This is a genomic window from Mycolicibacterium chlorophenolicum, from assembly GCF_001044235.1.
Taxonomy (GTDB): Bacteria; Actinomycetota; Actinomycetes; order Mycobacteriales; family Mycobacteriaceae; genus Mycobacterium; species Mycobacterium chlorophenolicum.
Window position 1 is genome coordinate 344,508 of sequence record NZ_JYNL01000023.1, and the last position, 19,959, is coordinate 364,466.

The following is a 19,959-nucleotide window of genomic DNA, read 5'->3' on the forward strand; positions in this document are numbered from 1 at the left end:
TCTGACGGCTGGATGGGTAACCGCCGTCACATGCCCCAGCAGGATCTCGTCACGCGGCACGGACGCACGGTCACTCGCGACCCTGGAGCCAATCAGGCGCTCTACCTGCGGTGGATCAACGAATTGTGGGCGGGCGAACCCATCGCCCGGGAACTGGTGTCCGCCGATTTCGTCGGCCACTGGCCCACCCGCGACATCCACGGCCCCGAGGAATTGCAGGCCCTCGTCGACGACACCCGCAGGCAATTGCGCGAATTGATGTTCGTCGTCGATGTGGGGCCGTTCGGTGACGGCGACCTGATGGCGGCCCGGTGGATCAGCACCGGGTCGACCAAGCGGGGGCCGGCCCGGTTCACCGGCAACGACATCGTCCGGGTGGCCGACGGCCGGATCGTCGAGTACTGGACGGGCGCGTCCCCGGGTTAGCCGGTGGCCGCGTCTCTCAGGAGTCGCCGCAGCGCTTCGAGGGGATCGCCCTGAGCCGGCTCGAGGCGACGCGTCTGCGGCGGCTCCGACTCCGGCGCTGCCACGACCGGGGCCGGCGGCGCCGCATCCGCTGGTGGCGGGGGAGGCGGCGGCGCGAGCGGTGCGACGGTGCCCAGCGTGCGCAGCTTGGCCGCGATGCGCGCGGCGGCGTCGGCCCGGACCGCACGTCGATCGGGATCGGGATCGGCGTTGCCGGCGAAGCATGCCGGCGGGGCGTCGTCGATGACGGTCAGCGCGCTGCCGTACCGGTCGCGGGCGTCGTCCAGCCGGGCCTCCCACGCCGCGATGTCACCCTGCCGTTCGCGCACGAGTTCGAGGTTGACCCGCACCGGGCACGACCGGTCCATCGCGGTGCCGGCCAGCGACTGCGTGAACTCCGCGTCCGCCGTGTCCAGCCGGTCCTCCAGCACCGCGAGCGTGCCTGCGGCGAAGTCTGTGGTGGCGGGCTGGATCACGTCGAGCGTGCGCAGTGTCGACACGTCGTCGCGGAGGTCGGCGATGGCTCTGTCGTCGTAGTGCTGTTGGGCGGCCTGGCCGGCGACGACCACCGAGATCAGCTTGGCCGCCACCACGAGCGCCACCACGGCCGGCGGCGTCGACAGCACGAGCAGGCGGCGTCGAAGCCGCAGTCGGGACGGGGTCACGTCGAGACCTCCCGCGTCATCTCCCGCGCCGTCGAGCGGGCCCGTCGCAGGTCGCGCACCGACAGCGCCATCTCGATGAGCAGCAGCGCCGAGGCGACCAGCGTCAGCAGCCAGTAGAACTCGTCGCGTCGCTCGCCGGCCGGGTCCACGACCGGCGCCGAGGACGTCGACTGCGTGCCGGTCGGTACGGCCTCGCCGGGGCGGCGGGTGACGAAGGGAACGCCGAGCTGGTCGGCGACCTCGCGCAGGCGCTGATCTCCGGCGCCGTCGGCGGCATAGCCGAACACGTCGCCGCCATCGACCGCGTCGATGTCGAATTCGCCCTGGGGGACGGTGGATCGCGGCGCCCCGGAGCCGAAGTAGTAGACGAGGTTGTCCGCGCCCGGATACTGCTGCCCGGCCGAGATCATCTGGTAGCGCAGCACGGTCGCGGCGGCCGCGGCGTTGACCTGGTCGGCGGTGACGCCCGGATACGGGTTGAGTGCCTCGACGACGGGACGCAGACTCCACGCGTCGCCGGACAACGGCCAGTCGACCGCCGGCCGCGAGGCGAACGAGATCACCGCGAACCGGGCGCCGGGGTGGGCGTCGATCAGCGCGTCGATGTCGTCGCGGATGCCGGCCATCCGCGGGCGGCCACCGAAGTCGTCGACGGCCGAATCCTCGGAACGGTCCACCACGAAGAAGACGTTGTCGCCCCCGCGCGACGACGTCGGGGCCTCAGCGCGCGCCTCGGCTGCGCCGCCGGGGCGCGCCGCCGCGACCAGGAGCAGCGCCAGCGCCACCGTCATGCCGGTCCAGCGCAGCAGCACGGGACGGCCGGCCGCAGCGGCCGGCCGCAGCGACAACACCCGCAGGGCGACGAGGACGGCGGCGACGGCGGCGAGCGCCGCGGGCGGCAGCACGGGATCGAAGGTCATCGCCGCACCGCCATCAGGGAGACGGCGAGCAGGCCTGTGAGCGCCAACGCGACGATGAGGACCACGACGGGGGAGTCGCGGCGCTGATCGTCGTCGCCCGGGGTGTGGGCCCGGATGGCGTCGAGTTGGGTGTCCAGGGTCGCCGGATCGAACCGGACGAAGGTGCCCCCGGTCGAGCGCGCCATGGTGGTCAACGCGTCGGTCTGGTGCCCGGGGGTGGCGACCGCGTTGATCTGTATCGCGCCGCGCCGGGCCATCTCGATGACCTGTGCATCGGTGAACAGTGACGGCCTGCTGTCGTCGGGTGCCCGCAGCGCACCGGGACCGAGGTAGATCACCGACCGGCGCTCGTCGCCGGGGTTCTCGAAGCCGGGGAAGCCGGTGAGGCACAGCGCCAGGACGTCGGCGACGGTCGGTGCGTAGTCGGCGTATTCGACTGCACTGGTGAACGATTCGAGGCGAGGCGGATTCGGTACCCGGCCCGCCTGCGCGTACTCGCCGAATCGTCCCGCGGCGAACTGGTAGTCGCGGGTCAGCGGCACGAGCCTGCGGTCGGTGGAGGTGAGACCGATGCGCTCGGTGCCGTATGTCAGGGCCTGCCGGGCGAAGTAGCCGAGGAACCGACCCGTCGCCGGGTCGGTGACGGGCTGGCCGACGCACAGCATGATGTCGTCACGCGGGCCGGCCGCGTTGGTCACCGGCTCGGTGGGTCGGGCGCTGGCCAGAAGCGTGGTCGCGAACAGCAGCGCCAGCAGCAGCACCGCCATCGCCGTGGCGCGGGTCTGCCGGCGCACCACCGTGCGGTACTCGGGCAGGCGGGTCAGCCGCACGGTGTGCGCCAACGGTTCTCGCCGCTGAGCGTTCCGCCTGTCGGGCACCAGCACCGCCGCGGCGATCGCCACCGCCGCGGCGCACAGTCCGGCGACCGGCACCGCCCACCACATCAGGTCCATGAACGGATCACGTCCTCGGTGTCGGCGGCGAGACGGTCGACGTCGGCGGTGGACGTGGCATCGAACTGCACCTCGCCCAGCGCCGCGAGCACCGGTACCGCGGGCGCGAGATCGCTTGCGGCGATGGCCCTCAGCTGCATGTACTGCGCGCGCCGGCCGGTCGCCTGATGCAGGAAGCTTCGCAGGGTGCGGCTCAGCGCCGCGCCGGTCTCTGCGGCGGTCAGCTCACCCTCGTGATGCTGCCGGGTGATCGCGCGAACGGTTCTGACGAAGCGGTAGCGCATCAGCCGGGCGTGCAGGGTGCGGACGACGGGCAGCGTGCGTAGCCGTCCCGACGGCATCGTCGCCACGAAAACGATTGCGTACCAGAGCAGTACGCCGAGAATCAACGCGATGCCGAGCCACAGCCACCACATCGAGTACGCCGGCGGACCGCCGACGAACCGTAGGAGGTCATCCGGCACGGGAGGACACCCCCGTCAATTCGACGATGCGACGCCGTAACTCGCCGCTCGCCGCGATCGTCACGTGCGCCACGGCGTGCTCGGTGAACAGTTCGCGGAGCCGCTGGCGGCGCCGCTGCTCGGCACGCTCGTACGCGGCCATCACCTTCGCGTCGGTGGCGGCGCTGCCCAGCACCGGCCGGCCGGTCGCCACGTCGTAGCCGCCCTCTGGGCCCACCGCGACCGCGGGACGGTCGGCCACCATCGCCCACACCACGTCGTGGCGCGCCGCCAGCCGGCGCAACACGTCAGCGAGTCGGTCGTCGACATCGGGTTCGTCGGAGACCACGACGATCAGCAGCGCATGCCGGTAGTGCGTCGCCACGTACTCCAGCTGGCAGACGATGTCGCTGGGACCGCGGTCGGCGTCGCTGTCGTGATAGCGGTGCAGCATGCTCTCGATGTGCGTCTCGCCGCGCCGCAGCCGGACGTTGACGCTGCCGCGGGCGTCGCCGTACACCATTCCGATCTCGTCGGAGCGGCCCAGCGTGATCAGCCCGATTGCACCCAGAACCTGGCCTGCCACATCGCTTTTGCGTTCCCCGCCGGGGGTGCGGGCGGTCATGTCGCGCCCGGCGTCGGCCACCAGCAGCACCTTGTGGTGCTTCTCGGAGACGAAGCGCTTGATCAGCACGCTGCCCGAGCGGGCCGACGCCTTCCAGTCGATGTCCCGGACGTCGTCGCCCGGTACGTACGGGCGCAGCTCGTCGAATTCGAGGGTGCGCGTGTGCAGCAGCGCGTGCCGGCCGCCTTCGAGCAGGCCGCGGGTGTCACGGCCGAAAAGCGAGGTCACCCTGTTGAGGTACTTGCCCACCGTCGCACCCCGCTAGGGCACCCGCACCGCGTTGAGGGCGGCGTCGATCACCCTGCCGGGGCTCACCCCGGCGCTGGCGGCCTCGAAACCGAGGATCAGCCGGTGTTGCAGCACCCGGTGCGCGAGGTCGGCGATGTCGCCGGGCAGCACGTGGTGCCGCCCCGACAGCACCGCCAGCGCGCGCGCCGCCGTGCACAGGGCGATCGTGGCGCGCGGGCTCGCGCCGTACTCGACGAGGCGGGCGACGTGGTTCGGCAGGTATTTCTCGGCGTCGCGGGTGACGCCCACCAGGCGGCTGGCGTAGAGCATCAGGTCGCGGCTGAGGTAGACGTCCCGCACGACCCGCTGGACCCGGCGGATGTCGTCCAGGCTGGCGACGGGCCGGGTGTGGTGGTCGCGGTCGTAGAGCCCGGTGTCCCGACGGATCAGGACCTCGACCTCCTCCTCCGGGGAGGGGTAGGTGACGATCTCCTTGATCAGGAAGCGGTCGGTCTGGGCTTCCGATAGCGCGTAGGTGCCTTCCTGGTCGACCGGGTTCTGCGTCGCGATCACCAGGAACGGCTCGGGGATCGGATAGACGGTGCCGGCGATCGTGGTCTGGCGTTCCTCCATCGCCTCGAGCATCGCGCTCTGGGTCTTGGCGCTGGACCGGTTGATCTCGTCGAGCAGGACGACGTTCGCGTGCACCGGGCCGAGCTGGGTGACGAAGGAGGTGGTCGCCGCGTCGTACACCTGGGTGCCGATGATGTCGCTGGGCAACAGGTCGGGCGTGCACTGGATGCGGCGGAACCGGCCGTCGATGGATTCGGCGATGACGCGGGCCGCGGTGGTCTTGGCCAGCCCCGGCACACTCTCGAGCAGCACGTGCCCGCTGGTCAGCAGGCCGATCAGCAGGGATTCCCGCAGGTGTTCCTGGCCGACCACCTTGGCCGAGAACGCCTCGGACAGCCTCGCCACGACCTGCTGGGCGGCGCGCGCCTCGTCGTCGATCGGGCGGGGGGCCGGGGCAGCAGTCATCCCGCGCTATGTACCACGGGGATCGGGCGGGCAAACCGGGGTGTGCGCGCTGATGTCGCGTACGCGCTCACACAGCGTCAGCCGAAGGCCAACGCCACCGCCACCAGCACGGCCCAGGCCAGCATCGTCAGCCCGGTGTCGCGCAGCACCGGGATCAGGTCGCGGCCACCCTGCCCGGCGCGCACCGGCCGGGCGGCGCGGACGGCCAGCGGCGTGGCGATGAAGCCGCCCGCGCACGCCGGGGTCGCGGCCAGCGCCAACACCAGCGTGAGCAGCAGCCAGACCACCAGCAGCGCCTGGTACAGCACCCGGGTGCGGGCGTCGCCGAGCCGCACCGCCAGGGTGATCTTGCCGGTCTGCGCGTCGGTCGGGATGTCGCGCAGATTGTTGGCGACCAGCACCGCCGACGACAGGCAGCCCATCGCGACGGCCAGCACGACGCCCACCCAGTCGATGCGCAGCGCCTGGGTGAACTGGGTGCCGAGCACGGCGACCAGACCGAAGAACACGAACACCGCGATCTCGCCGAAGCCGAGATAGCCATACGGCTTCGAGCCGCCGGTGTACAGCCACGCGCCGGCGATGCACACCGCGCCGACCGCGATGAGCCACGGCGCCGAGAACCACGCCAGCACCAGGCCGGCGACCGCGCCGACGGCCAGGCTCACCACCGCGGCGGTCAGCACCGCGCGCGGCGCCGCCAGCTTGGAGCCGACCAGCCGCAGCGGACCGGCCCGCACGTCGTCGGTGCCGCGGATCCCGTCGGAGTAGTCGTTGGCGTAGTTGACCCCGACGATCATCCCGACCGCGACGAGCAACGCCAGCAACGCTTTCCACCACGACGCTGCGTCGAGCCACGCGGCGGCGCCGGTACCGGCGATCACCGGTGCGACGGCGTTGGGCAGCGTCCGGGGACGTGCCCCCTCCACCCACTGCGCAAAAGTCGCCACGAGGTCAGTCTTGCAGGTGCCCACCGTGGCAGACTGGGCGCATGGACGACCGACTCAGCAGGGGCGAGATCCGCAAGGACGTGGTGCAGGAGATCGTCGGCGCGGGCGCATCGGCGGTCGGCGAGGTCACCTCGATCATCACCACGGCGGTGCGTGACGTCGCCAACGCCATCGGCGGATTCGCCACCGACGTGTTCGAGATCCGTGACGGGGCGCGGCGCGCCGCTGCCCATCACGTCGACGACGACGAGCAGTAGCGCCGATACCCCACACCGTCGCGCGAGTCGTGCTGCGCGCGTAGGAGTCCCGCTCGAAGCGGGTGTCGACGACGCGCACCGTGCCCCAGTCGAGGTCGGGATGTCCGATGATGCGGCTGGGGATCTCGTTGAGCACCGCGGACCCGGTGAGCCCGGCGAACGTTCCGCCGACGGCAGGGTCGCGGTCCTCGGTGAACCAGGGGCGCGGAGACTCGATCACCGTCCGGGGCGTCTGTGCCAGACCGCCGGTGACCGCGGCGATGTCGTGCACGCACGGGAACAGGAACGATTGCGGCCAACTGATCAGCACGGGACCGTTCGCCGCCAGGAAGGCGGTGAGGGGGATCGTCGAGCGCAGCCGCGGCCCGGTGAACGCCAGCCAGCCCTGCTCGTCGGTCCGGCCGTCCACGGCACGCACCCGGACCCGGTCCGCGCCCGCCGGGACGTCGGCGGCGTCGACACCGATCGATCGCCACAGCGGTTGCGTCGGCACTTCGTCGGCGGCGGGCCGGTCGACCGGGGTGCTGCTGCCCAGGACCGCGACGGTGTTGCCGTCGGTCCTGCCGAATTCCAGGCTCAGTGCGTTGCCGTCCGAGGTGCGTCCCGACACCGACAGGGCCACACCGGAATTCGGCGCCAACGACGGCAGCGTGAACCACTCGGTGGTGATCGTGCCGGTGGACGACGGGTCCGGCGTCCAGCTGCCCCACAGGGAGGCCGACGTCCCGGTGCCCGGCGGGTCGGGTGGCGCAGCGCCGGGAAAGTATCCGGCTCCGGCGGCGAAACCTGTTGATTCGTCGGTGCTTTCGGTAGGTGCCAACACCTCGCCGTCGGGCAGCAACTCGATGTCGTCGGCCAGTCCGCACACCCGCGTCGACGCGAGCCGATGCAGGTTGACCATCGCCAGCGATCCCGCCGATCGCCGCAACGGAGCGGCGGTGAAGGACCCGAGCAGAAGCACCACCACCGTGCCGAACGTGACCAGCGTCAGCACCGCCGGCCCGGCGGCCAGAAGCGCGGGCAGCCGCGTTCGCGCGACGACGGCGAGCGCCACCGCACCCGCCGCGTGGAGGGCGGCCCACAGCAGCGGGTTGTCCAGCGGCACACCGGCGGGCCGGATCGACGACGACGCCCACGGCACGTCGTAGAGCACCGGCAGCCACCAGGCGTCCGGGCCGGCGAACGCCAGCGCCGCCGCCGCGGCCAGCAGCCCCGAGCCGACCACCCCCACCGCGGCCTGCACTCGGCCGGCGGCGCGGACCCGCTGCGTCAGCAGCACCGTCGTCACGGTCAGGAACGCCGCGAACACCCCGGCGCCGGCCCCGAAGTGATAGGACCACTTCGACGGGCCGGTCGCGAACAGGGCCAGCATCACCACCACGACCGCCGCGAGGCGCAGTGCCGACGCACCCGTGCGGTCCCGGCGCAGCAGAGCGGTCGCGCCGGCGATCGGCAGCAGCGCGATCGCGACCAGGATCGGCAGCCGCTTGGCCATGCTGCCCTGCTGGTCGGCCTGCAACAGGTAGCGGTACCGCGTCGGCTCCTCGTTCCACGGCAGCGACGGCCCGAACGTGTTGTGCCACTCGGTGGCGGTGACCAGCGCATCCCACGTCTGGTCGGCGAAGATCACCGAGAGCGCGACGGCGCCGATGCTGCCCACCAACGCCAGCGTGGCCAGCATGTGCAGGCGGCTGGGCGCACGTGCCGCGGCGCGCAGCCGGTCGGCGAAGACCAGGATCGGGGCCGCGACCAGCAGGCCGGTCGGACTGATCGGGACGGTCAGCGCGACGACGAGCGCGAGCAGGCCCAGCCCGGCCGGCCCCCGTGTCCGCCACGCCAGGGCCAGCGCCGCGGTGACGCCGAGCGCCACGTAGGACTCCGGACGTGTGCCCAGGTTGAACGGCAGCCAGGTGACGAGCAGGCACAGGGCGGCCAGCAGCCGCACCCGGCCGGCGTGACGCGGCAGCGCTGCGCCGAGGACGCCGCGGCTGAGCGTGAACCACGTCGCCACCGCGAGCAGGGTGCTGGGGACGCGCAGCCACAGCGGTGCGAGGCTGATCCGGGTCAGCGGGGCGAGCAGCTCCTGGCTGAGCGCGAACGGGACTTCCGCGGCGTTCCACCAGCGGTAGTAGTTGCCGGGGTCGCCGGTCGCGGCGACGGTGCGGGCGATCGTCGTGGCCCAGCCGTCGTCGACGGCGAGCGGGCCGATGACGGCCCACCCGCACAAGATGGTGATCACCGCGGCGTCGATCCACCACAGCCGGGTCCAACGCAGCCGGGGCCGCCGGACACGGCCACTCAGCAGCAGCGCGAGTGCCGTGGCGGCGCAGAGCAGCTGCACCGCGACGAGTACGGCCTTGGCCGTGGTCGGCGTCGTGCCGAACGGGCCCCCGATCAGGGCGGTCACCGACAGTCCCAGTGCGCGGGCCGGGTCGAGGTCGGTGCGGAGCTCGAACATCTCGGGCACCTGCTGGTCGGCGAGGTACGTGACGCGTCCGTCGGCCTGCAGCACCGCGATGCCGGAGGGTCCGGCCTCGATGCTGATCCGGCAGTCCGCCGGTGCCGCGGGAACCGGCAGCTCCTCCGTCCGGTCACCCGCGCGCAGCAGCACCCCGGCGGGGCCGCCGGTCACCGTCAGCCCCCCGTCGCCGGTGCTGAGCACGGTCACCGCCGTCGGACGGTCGGCCGCCGGGCGCAACACCGGGCACGGCAGCGCCACCGTCAGCTCCTGCGGCCGGTAGGGCACCGTCAGGACGGTGCTCGACACCGGCGGCCTGCCGGACGCGGGCCAGGTGAGGGTCGACGTCTCGGCGACGACGGGGGCGAACGGGAGGGCCAGCGCGCTCGCGACGCCGGCGAGGCCGACGAGGAGAGCGAACCAGGTCCGGGGTCTCGACATGTGCGGCCGCATAGCGTTGCGGTCAGCCTGCATCGTTGCGCCCCTCGTCCCGCCGGCCCACGCCGAGACGTCACAGCAACGTCATGGACGGCGGGCCGGACCCATGCTCCACAATGGGGCGCAGTGTCGGTGACGTGAGGAGCGGGTGAGTGCTGGGAGTGATCGGCGGCAGCGGGTTCTATTCGTTCTTCGGATCCGACGCCAGGAGCGTCAGCCTGGACACCCCCTACGGCGCACCGAGCGCGGCGATCACCGTCGGGACGGTCGGCAAGCACGAGGTCGCTTTCCTGCCGCGGCACGGCGTCAACCACGAATTCTCGCCGCACACCGTGCCGTACCGCGCCAACATGTGGGCGCTGCGCGCGCTGGGCGTGCGCCGCATCTTCGGCCCGTGCGCGGTCGGGAGTCTCGACCCCGCACTCGGTCCGGGCGCCATGGTGGTGCCCGATCAACTCGTCGACCGGACATCGGCGCGCGCGGACACGTACTTCGATTCGGGCGGCATCCACGTCGGATTCGCCGACCCCTACTGCCCGACGCTGCGCGACGCGGTGACGGGGTTGCCCGGTGTCGTCGACGGCGGGGCGATGGTGGTGATCCAGGGGCCGCGGTTCTCGACGCGCGCCGAGAGCAGATGGTTCGCCGATCAGGGTTTCCGGCTGGTCAACATGACCGGATACCCGGAGGCTGTCCTCGCGCGGGAACTCGAGATGTGTTACGCCGCAATCGCTTTGGTCACCGATCTGGACGCGGGTATCGAGTCCGGACAGGGCGTGCGGGCGGTGGACGTGTTCGCCGAGTTCGAGCGCAACCTGGTGCCGTTCAAGCAGCTCGTGCACGAGGCGATCGAGAACGTCGACTCCGAGCGGACCTGTACCCACTGCCTCCCCCACAACGGCGTCGAGCTGCCGTTCGACCTGCCATGAGGGTGTTGCTGACCGGCGCCGCCGGCTTCATCGGCACCCGGATCCGGGCCCGGCTCGCCGACGCCGGCCACGACGTCGTCGCCGTCGACGCGTTGCTGCCCGCCGCGCACGGGGAGGACGCCGACCTGCCTGCCGACGTGACGCGGGTGGACGTGCGGGACGCCGCCGCGGTGGCCGCGGCGCTCGAGGGTGTCGACGTGGTGTGTCATCAGGCCGCGGTGGTGGGTGCGGGGGTGAACGCCGCGGATGCGCCGTCGTACGCGTCGCACAACGACCTCGGCACCGCGGTGCTGCTGGCGGAGATGTTCGCCGCCGGATGTCAACGCCTCGTGCTGGCGTCGTCGATGGTGGTCTACGGACAGGGCCGCTTCGTGTGTCCCGAGCACGGCGACGTGGACCCGCAGCCGCGGCGGCGCGAGGACCTCGACGCCGGGGTGTTCGACCATCGCTGCCCGTTGGGCGGGGAGCGGGTGGACTGGGCGCTGGTCGGGGAGGACGCCGCGCTGCGCCCGCGCAGCCTCTACGCCGCGAGCAAGGTCGCGCAGGAGCACTACGCGCTGGCGTGGAGCGAATCGACGGGCGGTTCGGTGGTCGCGCTGCGTTACCACAACGTGTACGGCCCCGGCATGCCGCGCGACACCCCGTACTCCGGGGTGGCCGCGATCTTCCGGTCGGCGCTCGAAGCAGGTGACGTACCAAGGGTTTTCGAGGACGGCGGGCAGATGCGCGACTTCGTGCACGTCGACGACATCGCCGCGGCGAACGTCGCGGCCGTGGAGGCGGGCCTCGACGGGTTCGACGCGTTCAACGTGTGCTCGGGCCGGCCGGTGTCGATCCTCGACGTGGCCACCGAACTGTGCGACGCGCGCGCAGACGTCGCGCCGGTGGTCACCGGCCAGTACCGCAGCGGCGACGTCCGGCACATCGTCGCCGACCCGGCGAAGGCGGAACGGGTGCTCGGATTCCGTGCGGTGATCGATCCGGCCGACGGGCTGACCGAGTTCGCGACCGCGCCGCTGCGGGGATGAGCATCTGGCGTTCTTGACAGCCGTCAAGCGATACTGGGCTTCATGAGCTCAGCGTTGTGCGACCAATTCGGGATCGACTTTCCGCTCTTCGCGTTCAGCCACTGCCGGGATGTGGTGGCCGCGGTGACCAACGCCGGCGGCTTCGGCGTGCTCGGGGCGACCGCGTACAGCCCGGAGCAGCTGGACCGGGAGCTGGCCTGGATCGACGACGCCGTGGCGGGCAAGCCCTACGGCGTGGACCTCATCGTGCCGGCGAAGTTCGAGGGCAAGGGCGAGAAGCTGTCCGGTTCCGACCTGGCCGCCCGGATCCCGCAGAGCTACCGCGACCTGGTCGACGACCTGCTGCGCGCCCACGACATCGAGCCCGAGCCGCAACGCCGACTCGGCGGCTCGTCGCTGTCGGGCAACACCGGACGCGAACTGCTCGACGTCGCGCTGACGCATCCGGTCAAGCTGATCGCCAACGCGCTCGGGGTGCCGCCGGACTACATGATCGAGGCCGGCAAGGAACGGGGCATCCCGGTCGCGGCGCTGGTCGGCGCCAAGGAGCACGCGGTCAAGCAGGTCGCCGCGGGCGTCGACCTGATCGTCGCCCAGGGCACCGAGGCCGGCGGGCACTGCGGTGAGGTCAGCACGCTGGTCGTGGTGCCCGAAGTGTTGGACGCCATCGACGGCGCGGTGCCGGTGCTGGCGGCCGGCGGCATCGTGACGGGCCGGCAGATGGCGGGCATGGTCGCGATGGGTGCCGCCGGGGCGTGGACCGGATCGGTGTGGCTGACCACCGAGGAGGCCGAGACCGCGCCGCACACGGTCGCGAAGATGCTGGCGGCGTCGTCGCGGGACACCGTGCGCTCGGCGGGCCGCACGGGCAAGCCGTCGCGGCAGCTGAAGTCGGAGTGGACCGATGCCTGGCAGCCCAGCGCCGACGGGCATCAGCCGCTGCCGTTGCCGCTGCAGTCGATGCTGTGCGAGCCGGTGATCCGCCGCATCGACGTGCTGGCCTCGCAGGGCCACGAGGGCGCGCAGGCGCTGGCCACCTACTTCGTCGGGCAGGGCGTCGGGCTGATGAACAAGGTGAAGCCGGCCCGCGAGGTGGTGCGCGAGTTCATCGAGGACTACCTGGCCGCCGCGGAACGCCTGAGCAACTCACTGCCCGGCTGACGTTGCGCGGAATAGCATTCCGGGCTGTGAAATCTCGCTCGCAGCGACCAGGAATGCTATTCCGCGGCAAGGAAACTCAGTCGCTGGCCAGCGGGAGGCGCACCTCGAAGCGGGCGCCCGTCGGCAGGTTGTGCGCCGACAGCGTGCCGCGATGCGCCTGCACCAGGCCGGCCGCGATCGCCAGCCCCAGCCCCGACCCGCTCGGCAGCGACGAATCCGCCCGCGGCACACGGCTGTTGGACCCGCGATAGGCCACGTCGAACACCCGCGGCAGGTCCGCCTCGTCGATGCCCACGCCGGTGTCGTCCACCCGGGCCCACGCGCTGTTCTCGTCGGCGCCCAGCGCCAGCTCGACCCTGCCGCCCTCGGGCGTGTGCGCGATCGCGTTGGCCACCAGGTTCGACAGCACCCGCACCAGCGCGCGGTCGCTGCCCACCACCCGCACCGGCTCCTCGGGCAGGTTCGCCTCCAACTGCACCCCGGCACGCTCCGCGGCGATCCGGTGCGCGGACAGCACGTCGTCGACCACCTCGTCGAGCGCCACCTTGTCGAACGACGGCGTCAGGGCGCCCGCGTTGATCTTCGACATCTCGAACAGGTCGTCGACCATCTCCGACAGCCGCACCGACTCGTGCTCGATGTGCTTGGCGTGCACCCGCACCTCGTCGTCGGGGACCACCCCGTCGGCGATCGCCTCCGACACCGCGCGGATGCCGGCCAGCGGCGTGCGCAGGTCGTGGCTGACGAACGCGACCAGCCGGCGCCTCGACTGCTCGGCGGCCCGCTCGGAGTCGCGGATCTCGGCCTCCCACACCGTGCGCCGCGCCTGATAGCGGCCCAGCATCACCGCGGCGGGGATCGTCACCACCGAGACGACCGCCAACACCACGGCGATGCTGGCCGGCGTGATCATGAAGCCGCTGGCGCCGATCACCCCGGCCAGCGTCGCGAGCACCGGAATCAGCACCAGCGCGACCATGCTGACCGCGAGCGACCACGTCCGCGCCAGCCGGATGACCGCCGCGCCGACCAGCACCACGGGTACCGAGCAGGCCAGGGCCCAGCCGACGGTCTCCCAGAAATCAGTCGTCGGCATCCGGCCGTCCGGAGGTCGGTTCTGCGGAAGCGTCGGCCCTCGTATCGGCCGTCGCGTCGGAGGTCCACATGTAGCCGCGGCCCCACACCGTCTGCACCCGGTGACGGTCGCCGAGCTTGGACCGCAGCCGCTTGACGTGCACGGTCACCGTCGACAGGTCGCCGAAGTCCCAGTGCCACACCTGCTTGAGCAAGTCCTCCCGGGTGAACACGGTGTCGGTGTGGGTGAGGAAGAACAGCAGCAGGTCGAACTCGCGATTGGTGAGGCTGACCGGTCTGCCCGCCAGCGTCACCGTGCGCGAGGCCGTCGAGATCGTCAGATCACCCGATCGCAGATCCATCGGCATCACGCCGGTCGCCGACGGGGCGCGGCGCAGCACCGAGCGCACCCGCAGCGCGAGTTCGCGGGGGCTGAAGGGTTTGGTCAGGTAGTCGTCGGCCCCGGCTTCCAGCCCGGCGATGCGGTCGTCCTCTTCGCCCAGGGCGGTCAGCAGGATCACCGGCACTGCGTAGCCGCCGCGTTTGCGCAGGCTGCGGCACAGAGACAGGCCGTCGGGGCCGGGCATCATCACGTCCAGCACCGCGACGTCGATGCGCTGGGAACCCAACAGCCGCAACGCTTCGGTGCCGTCGTGTGCGGTGGACACGACGAGTCCGTCGCGCTCGAGATAGCGCCGGACGACGTCGCGGACGACGTCATCGTCATCGGCGATCAGCACGCGGGTCACCACACAGAGGCTAGCCCCACAATGCTGCTACCTGCAGCTATGTCATCGAATTGTCAGGCTTGCCGCTCGCGTCCGCCGCATGCCTGGCCTAGCGTTGCGGTCTATGCCCGACTGTCCCGTCACGGTGGTCCTGCCGTGCCTCAACGAGGCCGAGTCTTTGCCGGGCGTTCTGGCCGCCGTGCCCAAGGGGTACAGGGCACTGGTGGTGGACAACAACAGCACCGACGCGACCGCGCTGGTGGCGCGCCGTTGCGGCGCCGACGTGGTCGCCGAGACGACCCCCGGCTACGGGGCGGCGGTGCACGCCGGCGTGGTGGCGGCGTCGACGCCGATCGTCGCGGTGCTCGACGGTGATGGGTCGCTGGACCCGCAGGAGCTGCCGGCCCTGGTCGACGACGTCGAGCGCGGCGCCGACATGGCGATCGGACGCCGCCGTGCGACACCAGGCCTGACCTGGCCGTGGCACGCCCGCCTCGGCACGGCAGCGGTGTGCTGGCGGCTGCGCACCCGCTACGGACTGCAGGTCCACGACATCGCCCCGATGCGGGTGGCCCGCCGCGATGCGGTGCTGGCGCTCGGCGTCACCGACCGCCGCTCGGGTTATCCGCTGGAGCTGCTGGTGCGCGCCGCGCAGGCAGGCTGGACGGTGACCGAACGTGACGTCGCCTACGGCCCGCGCACCGGCGGCACCTCGAAGGTGAGCGGCTCGGTGCGCGGCAGCGCCACCGCGGCCCTGGACTTCTGGAAGGCCATCTCGTGACGGGAATTTGCCTGCTGGTCGTGGCGAAGGCGCCGGTGCCCGGGCTCGCGAAGACGCGGCTCGCGGCGACGCTCGGCGACGCGGTGGCCGCCGACATCGCCGCCGCCGCGCTGCTCGACACTCTCGACGCCGTGGCGGCGATGCCCGCCGAGGCGCGGGTCGTTGCGATGACCGGAGACCTCGACGCCGCCGCCCGTTCGGCCGAGATCCGGGCCCGCCTCGACGACTTCGTCGTGGTCGGGCAGCGGGGCGACGGGTTCGCCGACCGGCTCGCCAACGCGCACCTCGACGCGGCGGCCGCGAGCGACGGGGCGGCGGTCGTGCAGATCGGGATGGACACCCCGCAGGTGACCCCCGAGCTGCTGGCCGACTGTGTGCGGGGCCTCGCCGAGCACGACGCCGTACTCGGCATGGCGTGTGACGGCGGCTGGTGGGTGCTCGGGGTGCGCGACGCGGCGCGCGCCGACTGTCTGCGCGACGTGCCGATGTCGGCGCCCGACACCGGCGCTGTAACGCTGTCGGCGCTGCAGCACACCGGACTGTCGGTGGGACTGGTCGCGCAGCTCGCCGACGTCGACACGATCGACGACGTCGACGTGGTGCGTCGCGCCTGCCCGGCCGGCTCACGATTCAGCCGGATCACTGCGACGGTGGAGGCCTGATGTTCGGACAGCTCTACGACCGCGCCCTGGACGGCGAGCGATGTTGGGTGCGTCGCGACGACGGGCGGGTGAGCAAGTTGCCGGTGCACAGCTGGCTGGGCGGCCGGCACGCCGACGAGCGCTTCGACCACACCGTCGTCGAGATGTGTGAGGGCCCGACGATCGACCTCGGTTGCGGCCCGGGCCGGCTGGTGGCCCACCTGGTGCAGCGCGGGGTACCGGCGCTGGGGGTGGACCTGTCGGAGACGGCGGTGCGGTTGGCCCGCAGCAGCGGTGCGCCGGCACTGCACCGCGACCTGTTCGAACCGTTGCCCGGCACCGGGCGCTGGCAGACCGTGCTGCTGGCCGACGGCAACGTCGGCCTCGGCGGTGACCCGGTCAAAGTGCTCCGCCGCGCCGCCGAGCTGCTGCGCAGCGGCGGTCAGTGCGTCGCCGAATTCGATTCCGACACAGCGGGAGTCGACGTCGGCTGGGTGCGGCTGGAGTCGGCCAGCACCATCGGCCCGTGGTTCCGCTGGGCCTCGGTGGGCATCGACTGCATGCCGGACCTGGCCGCCGAGGTGGGGTTGTCCGTGGCGGGTGTGCGCCACATCGGCGACCGGGTCGTCGCAAGCCTCGCCGCGGCGTGACGAGATGCCCACCCTGTATCTGCGCGGGACGGCCGTCACCGCCCGCGTCGGCGTGGCGCTCGGCGTCGCGATCGGAATCTGTTTCGCCACAGGGCTGATCAGTCATCTGATCCAGCATCCGCAGCCGTGGTTCTGGTGGCCGACCCGGCCCGTGTGGCTGTACCGGTTCACGCAGGGGCTGCATGTCGTCAGCGGTATCGCCGCGATTCCGCTGCTCGTGGTCAAACTGTGGTCGGTCTGGCCGAAGCTGTTCGAGCGTCCGCTGCTCGGGGGCCCGGTCCGCGCGCTCGAGCGGATCTCGATCCTGGTGCTGGTCGCCTCGATCATCTTCCAGTTGAGTACCGGGCTGCTCAACACCGCGCAGTGGTACGTGTTCGGATTCTTCTTCACCACAGCGCATTACGCGGCCACTTACGTGGCGATCGGCGCGGTGATCGTGCACATCGGGGTCAAGTTGCCGGTGATCCGGCGTGCGCTCGGAGAGCCGCTCGACGACGGGTCGCATGTCCCGCAGGCCGGCCCGACGCGGCGCACCGTGCTGATCGGAACATGGCTGTCGGTCGCGGTCGCCACCGTCGTCACCGCAGGTCAGACGGTCCCGCTGCTGCGCCGGGTCTCGGTGCTCGCGCCACGCTCGGGCACTGGGCCGCAAGGGATTCCGGTCAACAGGTCCGCCGTGGCAGCCGGAGTGGTCGCCGCGGCCCGGTCGCCGGAGTACCGGCTCACGGTGACCAACGGTGCACGCAGCAGGTCGTTCACCCTCGCCGAGCTGGCCGCGATGCCGCAGAGCACCCACCGGTTGCCGATCGCGTGCGTGGAGGGCTGGAGCGCGGAGGCGCAATGGACCGGGGTGGTGCTGTCACGGCTGCTGGCCGAGGTGGGGGCGGCGCCGGACTCCGATGTGCGGATGATCTCGCTGGAGCCGCCGGGCCCGTACTCGCGGACCGTGCTGCCCGCCCGGCACGCCCGCGACGACATGTCGCTGATCGCCCTGCAGATCAACGGTGAGACGCTGAATCTCGACCACGGCTACCCGTGCCGGTTGATCGCGCCGACGAGACCCGGTGTGCTGCAGACCAAATGGCTGACCCGGATCGAGGTGGTGCCGTGAGGATCCTGCGTATCGCCCTGGTGGTGGCCGGGCTCGCGGTCGGCGCGTACGGCGCGCTGCTGCTGCTCGACCAACCACCGGTGGTGCTGGTGCGGATCGCGGTGTGGGCGGCGGCCGGGGTCGTCCTGCACGACTTCGTGTTCGCGCCGCTGTGCGCGGCACTGGGTTTCGCCGGGCGACGGCTGGTGCCGGCTGCGTGGCGGACACCGGTGGCGGTGGCGGCGCTGTGCAGTGTGGTGCTGGCCCTGCTGGCGATCCCGGTCTACGACAAGCCGGGCGCGCGGCCCGACAACCTCACGGTGCTCGACCGCGACTACGCGGCGGGGCTGTGGATCGCGCTCGCGGTGGTCTGGGTGTGCGTCCCGGTGTACCTGCTCGTGGCGCGGCGGCTACCAGTTCGTCAGGATCAGGTGGTTGACGGCCAGCGCGCCGACGACGTTGAGGGCCAGCCACCAGCGGTGTGACCGCCGCGGCAGCAGCGCCGCCGAGGCCACCAGCCACACCATGAACGGCAGCCAGATCCGTTCGGTCTCGGCCTTGCTCAGTCGGGACAGGTCGGCGGCCACGATCGCCAGCAGCGCCCCGAGCACCACCAGGTGCATCCCGCTGCGCCGCCGCAGCGCGGCGAGGTCGAAGACGCGGCTGAGCCCGGCCACGCTGCCCAGCCCGATCGCGCAGACCACCGATCCGAAGTTCGCCCAGCCCCAGTACGCGAACGGGCGGTCGTTGGCGATGCCCTGCCAGTAGCGCTCCTGCACCAGGTGATAGCCGTCGAGCCACCAGAACCCGGCCGCGGCGAACACTCCGACGACCAGCAGTGCGGCCACCACGGCCGGCACCAGCGCGGTCAGGGCGGCCCGTCGGGTGCGCGCGCTGATCAGCACGGCGACCGCGGGCAGCGCCATCAGCCCCAGGCCGTAGTTGAGAAAGATGCCCCAGCCCAGCAGCAGCCCCGCCCCCGCCGCGGCCGGCACCGCCAGCCGCGTCGTGCCCGTGACCGCGAGAGCCAGCAGCGCGATGCCCCATGCCGCGACACCGGCGAAGTAGCCGTCGGCGGACACGGCGATCCAGATCGCGGTCGGCGCCACCGCCACGAACGGCGCCGCCCGCCGGGCCATGTCCTCGTCGGCGAGCGCGCGCACCGCGACGACGATGGCGGCCGCCGCGCTCGACCCGGCCAGCAGGCAGAGCAGCCCGGCCCACGCCCCTCCGCCGAGCCCGATCCGGTCCAGCCACACGAACGTCAGCAGCGCCCCCGGCGGGTGCCCCGAGACGTGGGTGATCCACGAATCGGGCTGGTAGTCCAGGATTCGGCCGGCGAACGTGCGCACCGCCTCGCCGACGTCGTCGATGGTCGGGACCTGGCGCAGGTATTCGTGGCGGGCGGTGAGCCGGCCGGCGAAGCCACGCTGCCAGCCGTCGACCATCGCGAGGCTGAACGCCCACGCGCACGACACCGCCCAGGCGGTCCACGGCAGCCAGCGCCACGGCAGCCGTTGGGCGAGCGCGGGTCCCCACAGCACGGCGGCCAGCGCCAGCGCGACGGCCGGGACGGTACCGGGCCCCACGTGGGCGTTCCACCAGCCGAAGATCGGGGCGGTGTCGGCGAAGTCGCGGAACCGGTCCGGTGTCGCGTTGATCAGCGGTGTGACGGGGCCCAGGTCCAGGCGGGGGACGACGAACGCCGCGACCACCAGGACCGTGCCGACCGCGACGGCGACCGTTTCTCTGCGACCGATAGACACGTCCGACAGCCTAGGGATCGGGTGCGGCACGAGGTCTGACACGTCGGTGACGTGGGTTTGCCCGCCGAGCCGCACCGGGTATTGGATACCGCTGCCTATTTGCTCCGTGGTGGGGATGTGTGCCGGATTACATCGAGCCGGCATTCGGATCGGGTCGGGCCGCACGACAGAAGACGTGTACGAAGACGAACACATCCACACAGGAGGACCTGACATGACCAGCTCGACGACCGCCGTTGCCACCAAGCCGGCCGGCCCGTTGGTGACCACCCAGGGCAACACGACCATCGCCGACGTCGTGGTGTCGAAGATCGCCGGCCTGGCCGCCCGTGAGGTGCACGGCGTGCACGATCTCGGCGGCAATGCCAGCCGCGCCGTCGGCGCGCTGCGCGACCGCATCCCGGGCGCGTCCACCAACTACGCGCAGGGCGTCTCGGTCGAGGTGGGCGAGAAGCAGGCGGCCGTCGATCTCGATATCGTCGCCGAGTACGGGGTGTCCATCTCCGATGTCGCCTCGGGGATCCGCCGTAACGTGATCGCCGCGCTGGAGCGCATGACCGGTCTGGAGGTCGTCGAGGTGAACATCACGGTGCACGACGTTCACGTCCCCGACGAGGGTGACGACGCCGAGGATCGCTCCGGCCGGGTCGAGTGACGGCCGCCCGGACGAA

Annotated in this window: 21 protein-coding genes and 1 pseudogene; 11 read left to right on the top strand and 11 right to left on the bottom strand. The window is 71.9% G+C overall.

Going from position 1 to position 19,959, the window contains the following annotated elements:
- Positions 1-30 precede the first annotated feature (30 nt).
- Positions 31-426 carry a nuclear transport factor 2 family protein gene (locus tag MCHLDSM_RS13835; protein ID WP_109788814.1) on the top strand — a complete coding sequence of 132 codons (396 nt, stop codon included), beginning with the start codon at positions 31-33 and terminating at the stop codon, positions 424-426.
- On the opposite strand, the gene MCHLDSM_RS13840 is transcribed toward MCHLDSM_RS13835, so the two are convergent.
- The 7 genes from MCHLDSM_RS13840 to MCHLDSM_RS13870 form a co-directional block, all read right to left on the bottom strand.
- Positions 423-1,130: a hypothetical protein gene (locus MCHLDSM_RS13840; protein WP_048470579.1), complete on the bottom strand. Its 708-nt coding sequence runs from the start codon at positions 1,128-1,130 to the stop codon at positions 423-425. The two genes, MCHLDSM_RS13835 and MCHLDSM_RS13840, sit on opposite strands and share 4 nt — an antisense overlap.
- Entirely contained in the window at positions 1,127-2,050 is a 924-nt protein-coding gene (locus MCHLDSM_RS13845; RefSeq protein WP_048470580.1) for a vWA domain-containing protein, read from the bottom strand. The genes MCHLDSM_RS13840 and MCHLDSM_RS13845 overlap by 4 nt, the downstream gene beginning before the upstream one ends.
- Entirely contained in the window at positions 2,047-3,003 is a 957-nt protein-coding gene (locus MCHLDSM_RS13850) for a hypothetical protein (RefSeq protein ID WP_048470581.1), read from the bottom strand. The genes MCHLDSM_RS13845 and MCHLDSM_RS13850 overlap by 4 nt, the downstream gene beginning before the upstream one ends.
- On the bottom strand, positions 2,994-3,467 hold the full coding sequence (locus MCHLDSM_RS13855) for a hypothetical protein (RefSeq protein WP_048470582.1): 474 nt from the start codon (positions 3,465-3,467) through the stop codon (positions 2,994-2,996). Before MCHLDSM_RS13855 ends, MCHLDSM_RS13850 begins: the two co-directional genes overlap by 10 nt.
- The gene (locus MCHLDSM_RS13860; RefSeq protein ID WP_048470583.1) at positions 3,457-4,320 is read right to left on the bottom strand and encodes a DUF58 domain-containing protein; all 864 of its coding nucleotides are present in this window, start codon (positions 4,318-4,320) and stop codon (positions 3,457-3,459) included. The genes MCHLDSM_RS13855 and MCHLDSM_RS13860 overlap by 11 nt, the downstream gene beginning before the upstream one ends.
- A 12-nt stretch (positions 4,321-4,332) precedes the next feature.
- The gene (locus MCHLDSM_RS13865) at positions 4,333-5,337 is read right to left on the bottom strand and encodes an AAA family ATPase (protein WP_048470584.1); all 1,005 of its coding nucleotides are present in this window, start codon (positions 5,335-5,337) and stop codon (positions 4,333-4,335) included.
- Positions 5,338-5,414: 77 nt separating this feature from the next.
- Positions 5,415-6,287 (bottom strand): 1,4-dihydroxy-2-naphthoate polyprenyltransferase, encoded by an 873-nt coding sequence (locus tag MCHLDSM_RS13870; RefSeq protein ID WP_048470709.1) that lies wholly within the window; start codon positions 6,285-6,287, stop codon positions 5,415-5,417.
- A gap of 41 nt (positions 6,288-6,328) precedes the next feature.
- On the opposite strand from MCHLDSM_RS13870, the gene MCHLDSM_RS39280 reads away from it, so the two are divergent.
- Positions 6,329-6,544, top strand: coding sequence for a hypothetical protein (locus MCHLDSM_RS39280; RefSeq protein ID WP_048470585.1), 216 nt, complete (start codon positions 6,329-6,331; stop codon positions 6,542-6,544).
- A gap of 16 nt (positions 6,545-6,560) precedes the next feature.
- Here MCHLDSM_RS39280 and MCHLDSM_RS13880 read toward each other — a convergent pair.
- Positions 6,561-9,476, bottom strand: a pseudogene (locus tag MCHLDSM_RS13880) (arabinosyltransferase domain-containing protein); the annotation flags it as partial.
- A 116-nt stretch (positions 9,477-9,592) separates the two neighbouring features.
- Between MCHLDSM_RS13880 and MCHLDSM_RS13885 the strand changes: the two are divergent.
- From MCHLDSM_RS13885 to MCHLDSM_RS13895, 3 genes are read left to right on the top strand one after another with little or no spacing between them, the layout of a single operon-like run.
- Positions 9,593-10,369 carry an S-methyl-5'-thioadenosine phosphorylase gene (locus MCHLDSM_RS13885; RefSeq protein ID WP_048470586.1) on the top strand — a complete coding sequence of 259 codons (777 nt, stop codon included), beginning with the start codon at positions 9,593-9,595 and terminating at the stop codon, positions 10,367-10,369.
- Positions 10,366-11,397: an NAD-dependent epimerase/dehydratase family protein gene (locus MCHLDSM_RS13890; protein ID WP_048470587.1), complete on the top strand. Its 1,032-nt coding sequence runs from the start codon at positions 10,366-10,368 to the stop codon at positions 11,395-11,397. Before MCHLDSM_RS13885 ends, MCHLDSM_RS13890 begins: the two co-directional genes overlap by 4 nt.
- A gap of 42 nt (positions 11,398-11,439) precedes the next feature.
- Positions 11,440-12,558 carry an NAD(P)H-dependent flavin oxidoreductase gene (locus tag MCHLDSM_RS13895; protein ID WP_048470588.1) on the top strand — a complete coding sequence of 373 codons (1,119 nt, stop codon included), beginning with the start codon at positions 11,440-11,442 and terminating at the stop codon, positions 12,556-12,558.
- A gap of 76 nt (positions 12,559-12,634) precedes the next feature.
- On the opposite strand, the gene MCHLDSM_RS13900 is transcribed toward MCHLDSM_RS13895, so the two are convergent.
- Entirely contained in the window at positions 12,635-13,654 is a 1,020-nt protein-coding gene (locus tag MCHLDSM_RS13900) for a sensor histidine kinase (protein WP_048470589.1), read from the bottom strand.
- A complete protein-coding gene (locus MCHLDSM_RS13905) occupies positions 13,641-14,381 on the bottom strand; it encodes a response regulator transcription factor (protein WP_048470711.1) in 741 nt (246 codons plus the stop codon). Before MCHLDSM_RS13905 ends, MCHLDSM_RS13900 begins: the two co-directional genes overlap by 14 nt.
- Positions 14,382-14,484: 103 nt before the next feature.
- On the opposite strand from MCHLDSM_RS13905, the gene MCHLDSM_RS13910 reads away from it, so the two are divergent.
- The 5 genes from MCHLDSM_RS13910 to MCHLDSM_RS13930 are packed head-to-tail and all read left to right on the top strand — an operon-like array spanning position 14,485 to position 18,007.
- Positions 14,485-15,141 (top strand): glycosyltransferase family 2 protein, encoded by a 657-nt coding sequence (locus MCHLDSM_RS13910; protein ID WP_170216885.1) that lies wholly within the window; start codon positions 14,485-14,487, stop codon positions 15,139-15,141.
- The gene (locus MCHLDSM_RS13915) at positions 15,138-15,803 is read left to right on the top strand and encodes a TIGR04282 family arsenosugar biosynthesis glycosyltransferase (RefSeq protein ID WP_109788815.1); all 666 of its coding nucleotides are present in this window, start codon (positions 15,138-15,140) and stop codon (positions 15,801-15,803) included. The genes MCHLDSM_RS13910 and MCHLDSM_RS13915 overlap by 4 nt, the downstream gene beginning before the upstream one ends.
- Complete coding sequence (locus MCHLDSM_RS13920; RefSeq protein ID WP_048470592.1) at positions 15,803-16,432, top strand: methyltransferase domain-containing protein; 630 nt, start codon at positions 15,803-15,805, stop codon at positions 16,430-16,432. Before MCHLDSM_RS13915 ends, MCHLDSM_RS13920 begins: the two co-directional genes overlap by 1 nt.
- A gap of 4 nt (positions 16,433-16,436) precedes the next feature.
- Complete coding sequence (locus MCHLDSM_RS13925) at positions 16,437-17,543, top strand: molybdopterin-dependent oxidoreductase (RefSeq protein ID WP_048470712.1); 1,107 nt, start codon at positions 16,437-16,439, stop codon at positions 17,541-17,543.
- Positions 17,540-18,007, top strand: coding sequence for a hypothetical protein (locus MCHLDSM_RS13930; protein ID WP_109788816.1), 468 nt, complete (start codon positions 17,540-17,542; stop codon positions 18,005-18,007). Before MCHLDSM_RS13925 ends, MCHLDSM_RS13930 begins: the two co-directional genes overlap by 4 nt.
- Here MCHLDSM_RS13930 and MCHLDSM_RS13935 read toward each other — a convergent pair.
- Positions 17,933-19,288, bottom strand: a complete 1,356-nt coding sequence (locus MCHLDSM_RS13935; protein WP_048470594.1) for a hypothetical protein — start codon at positions 19,286-19,288, stop codon at positions 17,933-17,935. The two genes, MCHLDSM_RS13930 and MCHLDSM_RS13935, sit on opposite strands and share 75 nt — an antisense overlap.
- 214 nt (positions 19,289-19,502) lie before the next feature.
- On the opposite strand from MCHLDSM_RS13935, the gene MCHLDSM_RS13940 reads away from it, so the two are divergent.
- Positions 19,503-19,943: an Asp23/Gls24 family envelope stress response protein gene (locus MCHLDSM_RS13940; protein ID WP_048470595.1), complete on the top strand. Its 441-nt coding sequence runs from the start codon at positions 19,503-19,505 to the stop codon at positions 19,941-19,943.
- The last annotated feature ends 16 nt before the right edge of the window (positions 19,944-19,959 follow it).

Excerpts from the sequence above, each read along its gene's own strand:
- MCHLDSM_RS13895 (WP_048470588.1), top strand. The coding sequence starts at position 11,440 with ATGAGCTCAGCGTTGTGCGACCAATTCGGGATCGACTTTCCGCTCTTC.
- MCHLDSM_RS39280 (WP_048470585.1), top strand. The coding sequence starts at position 6,329 with ATGGACGACCGACTCAGCAGGGGCGAGATCCGCAAGGACGTGGTGCAG.
- MCHLDSM_RS13865 (WP_048470584.1), bottom strand. The coding sequence starts at position 5,337 with ATGACTGCTGCCCCGGCCCCCCGCCCGATCGACGACGAGGCGCGCGCC.
- MCHLDSM_RS13910 (WP_170216885.1), top strand. The coding sequence starts at position 14,485 with ATGCCCGACTGTCCCGTCACGGTGGTCCTGCCGTGCCTCAACGAGGCC.
- MCHLDSM_RS13850 (WP_048470581.1), bottom strand. The coding sequence starts at position 3,003 with ATGGACCTGATGTGGTGGGCGGTGCCGGTCGCCGGACTGTGCGCCGCG.
- MCHLDSM_RS13835 (WP_109788814.1), top strand. The coding sequence starts at position 31 with ATGCCCCAGCAGGATCTCGTCACGCGGCACGGACGCACGGTCACTCGC.
- MCHLDSM_RS13900 (WP_048470589.1), bottom strand. The coding sequence starts at position 13,654 with ATGCCGACGACTGATTTCTGGGAGACCGTCGGCTGGGCCCTGGCCTGC.
- MCHLDSM_RS13920 (WP_048470592.1), top strand. The coding sequence starts at position 15,803 with ATGTTCGGACAGCTCTACGACCGCGCCCTGGACGGCGAGCGATGTTGG.
- MCHLDSM_RS13890 (WP_048470587.1), top strand. The coding sequence starts at position 10,366 with ATGAGGGTGTTGCTGACCGGCGCCGCCGGCTTCATCGGCACCCGGATC.
- MCHLDSM_RS13845 (WP_048470580.1), bottom strand. The coding sequence starts at position 2,050 with ATGACCTTCGATCCCGTGCTGCCGCCCGCGGCGCTCGCCGCCGTCGCC.
- MCHLDSM_RS13925 (WP_048470712.1), top strand. The coding sequence starts at position 16,437 with ATGCCCACCCTGTATCTGCGCGGGACGGCCGTCACCGCCCGCGTCGGC.
- MCHLDSM_RS13940 (WP_048470595.1), top strand. The coding sequence starts at position 19,503 with ATGACCAGCTCGACGACCGCCGTTGCCACCAAGCCGGCCGGCCCGTTG.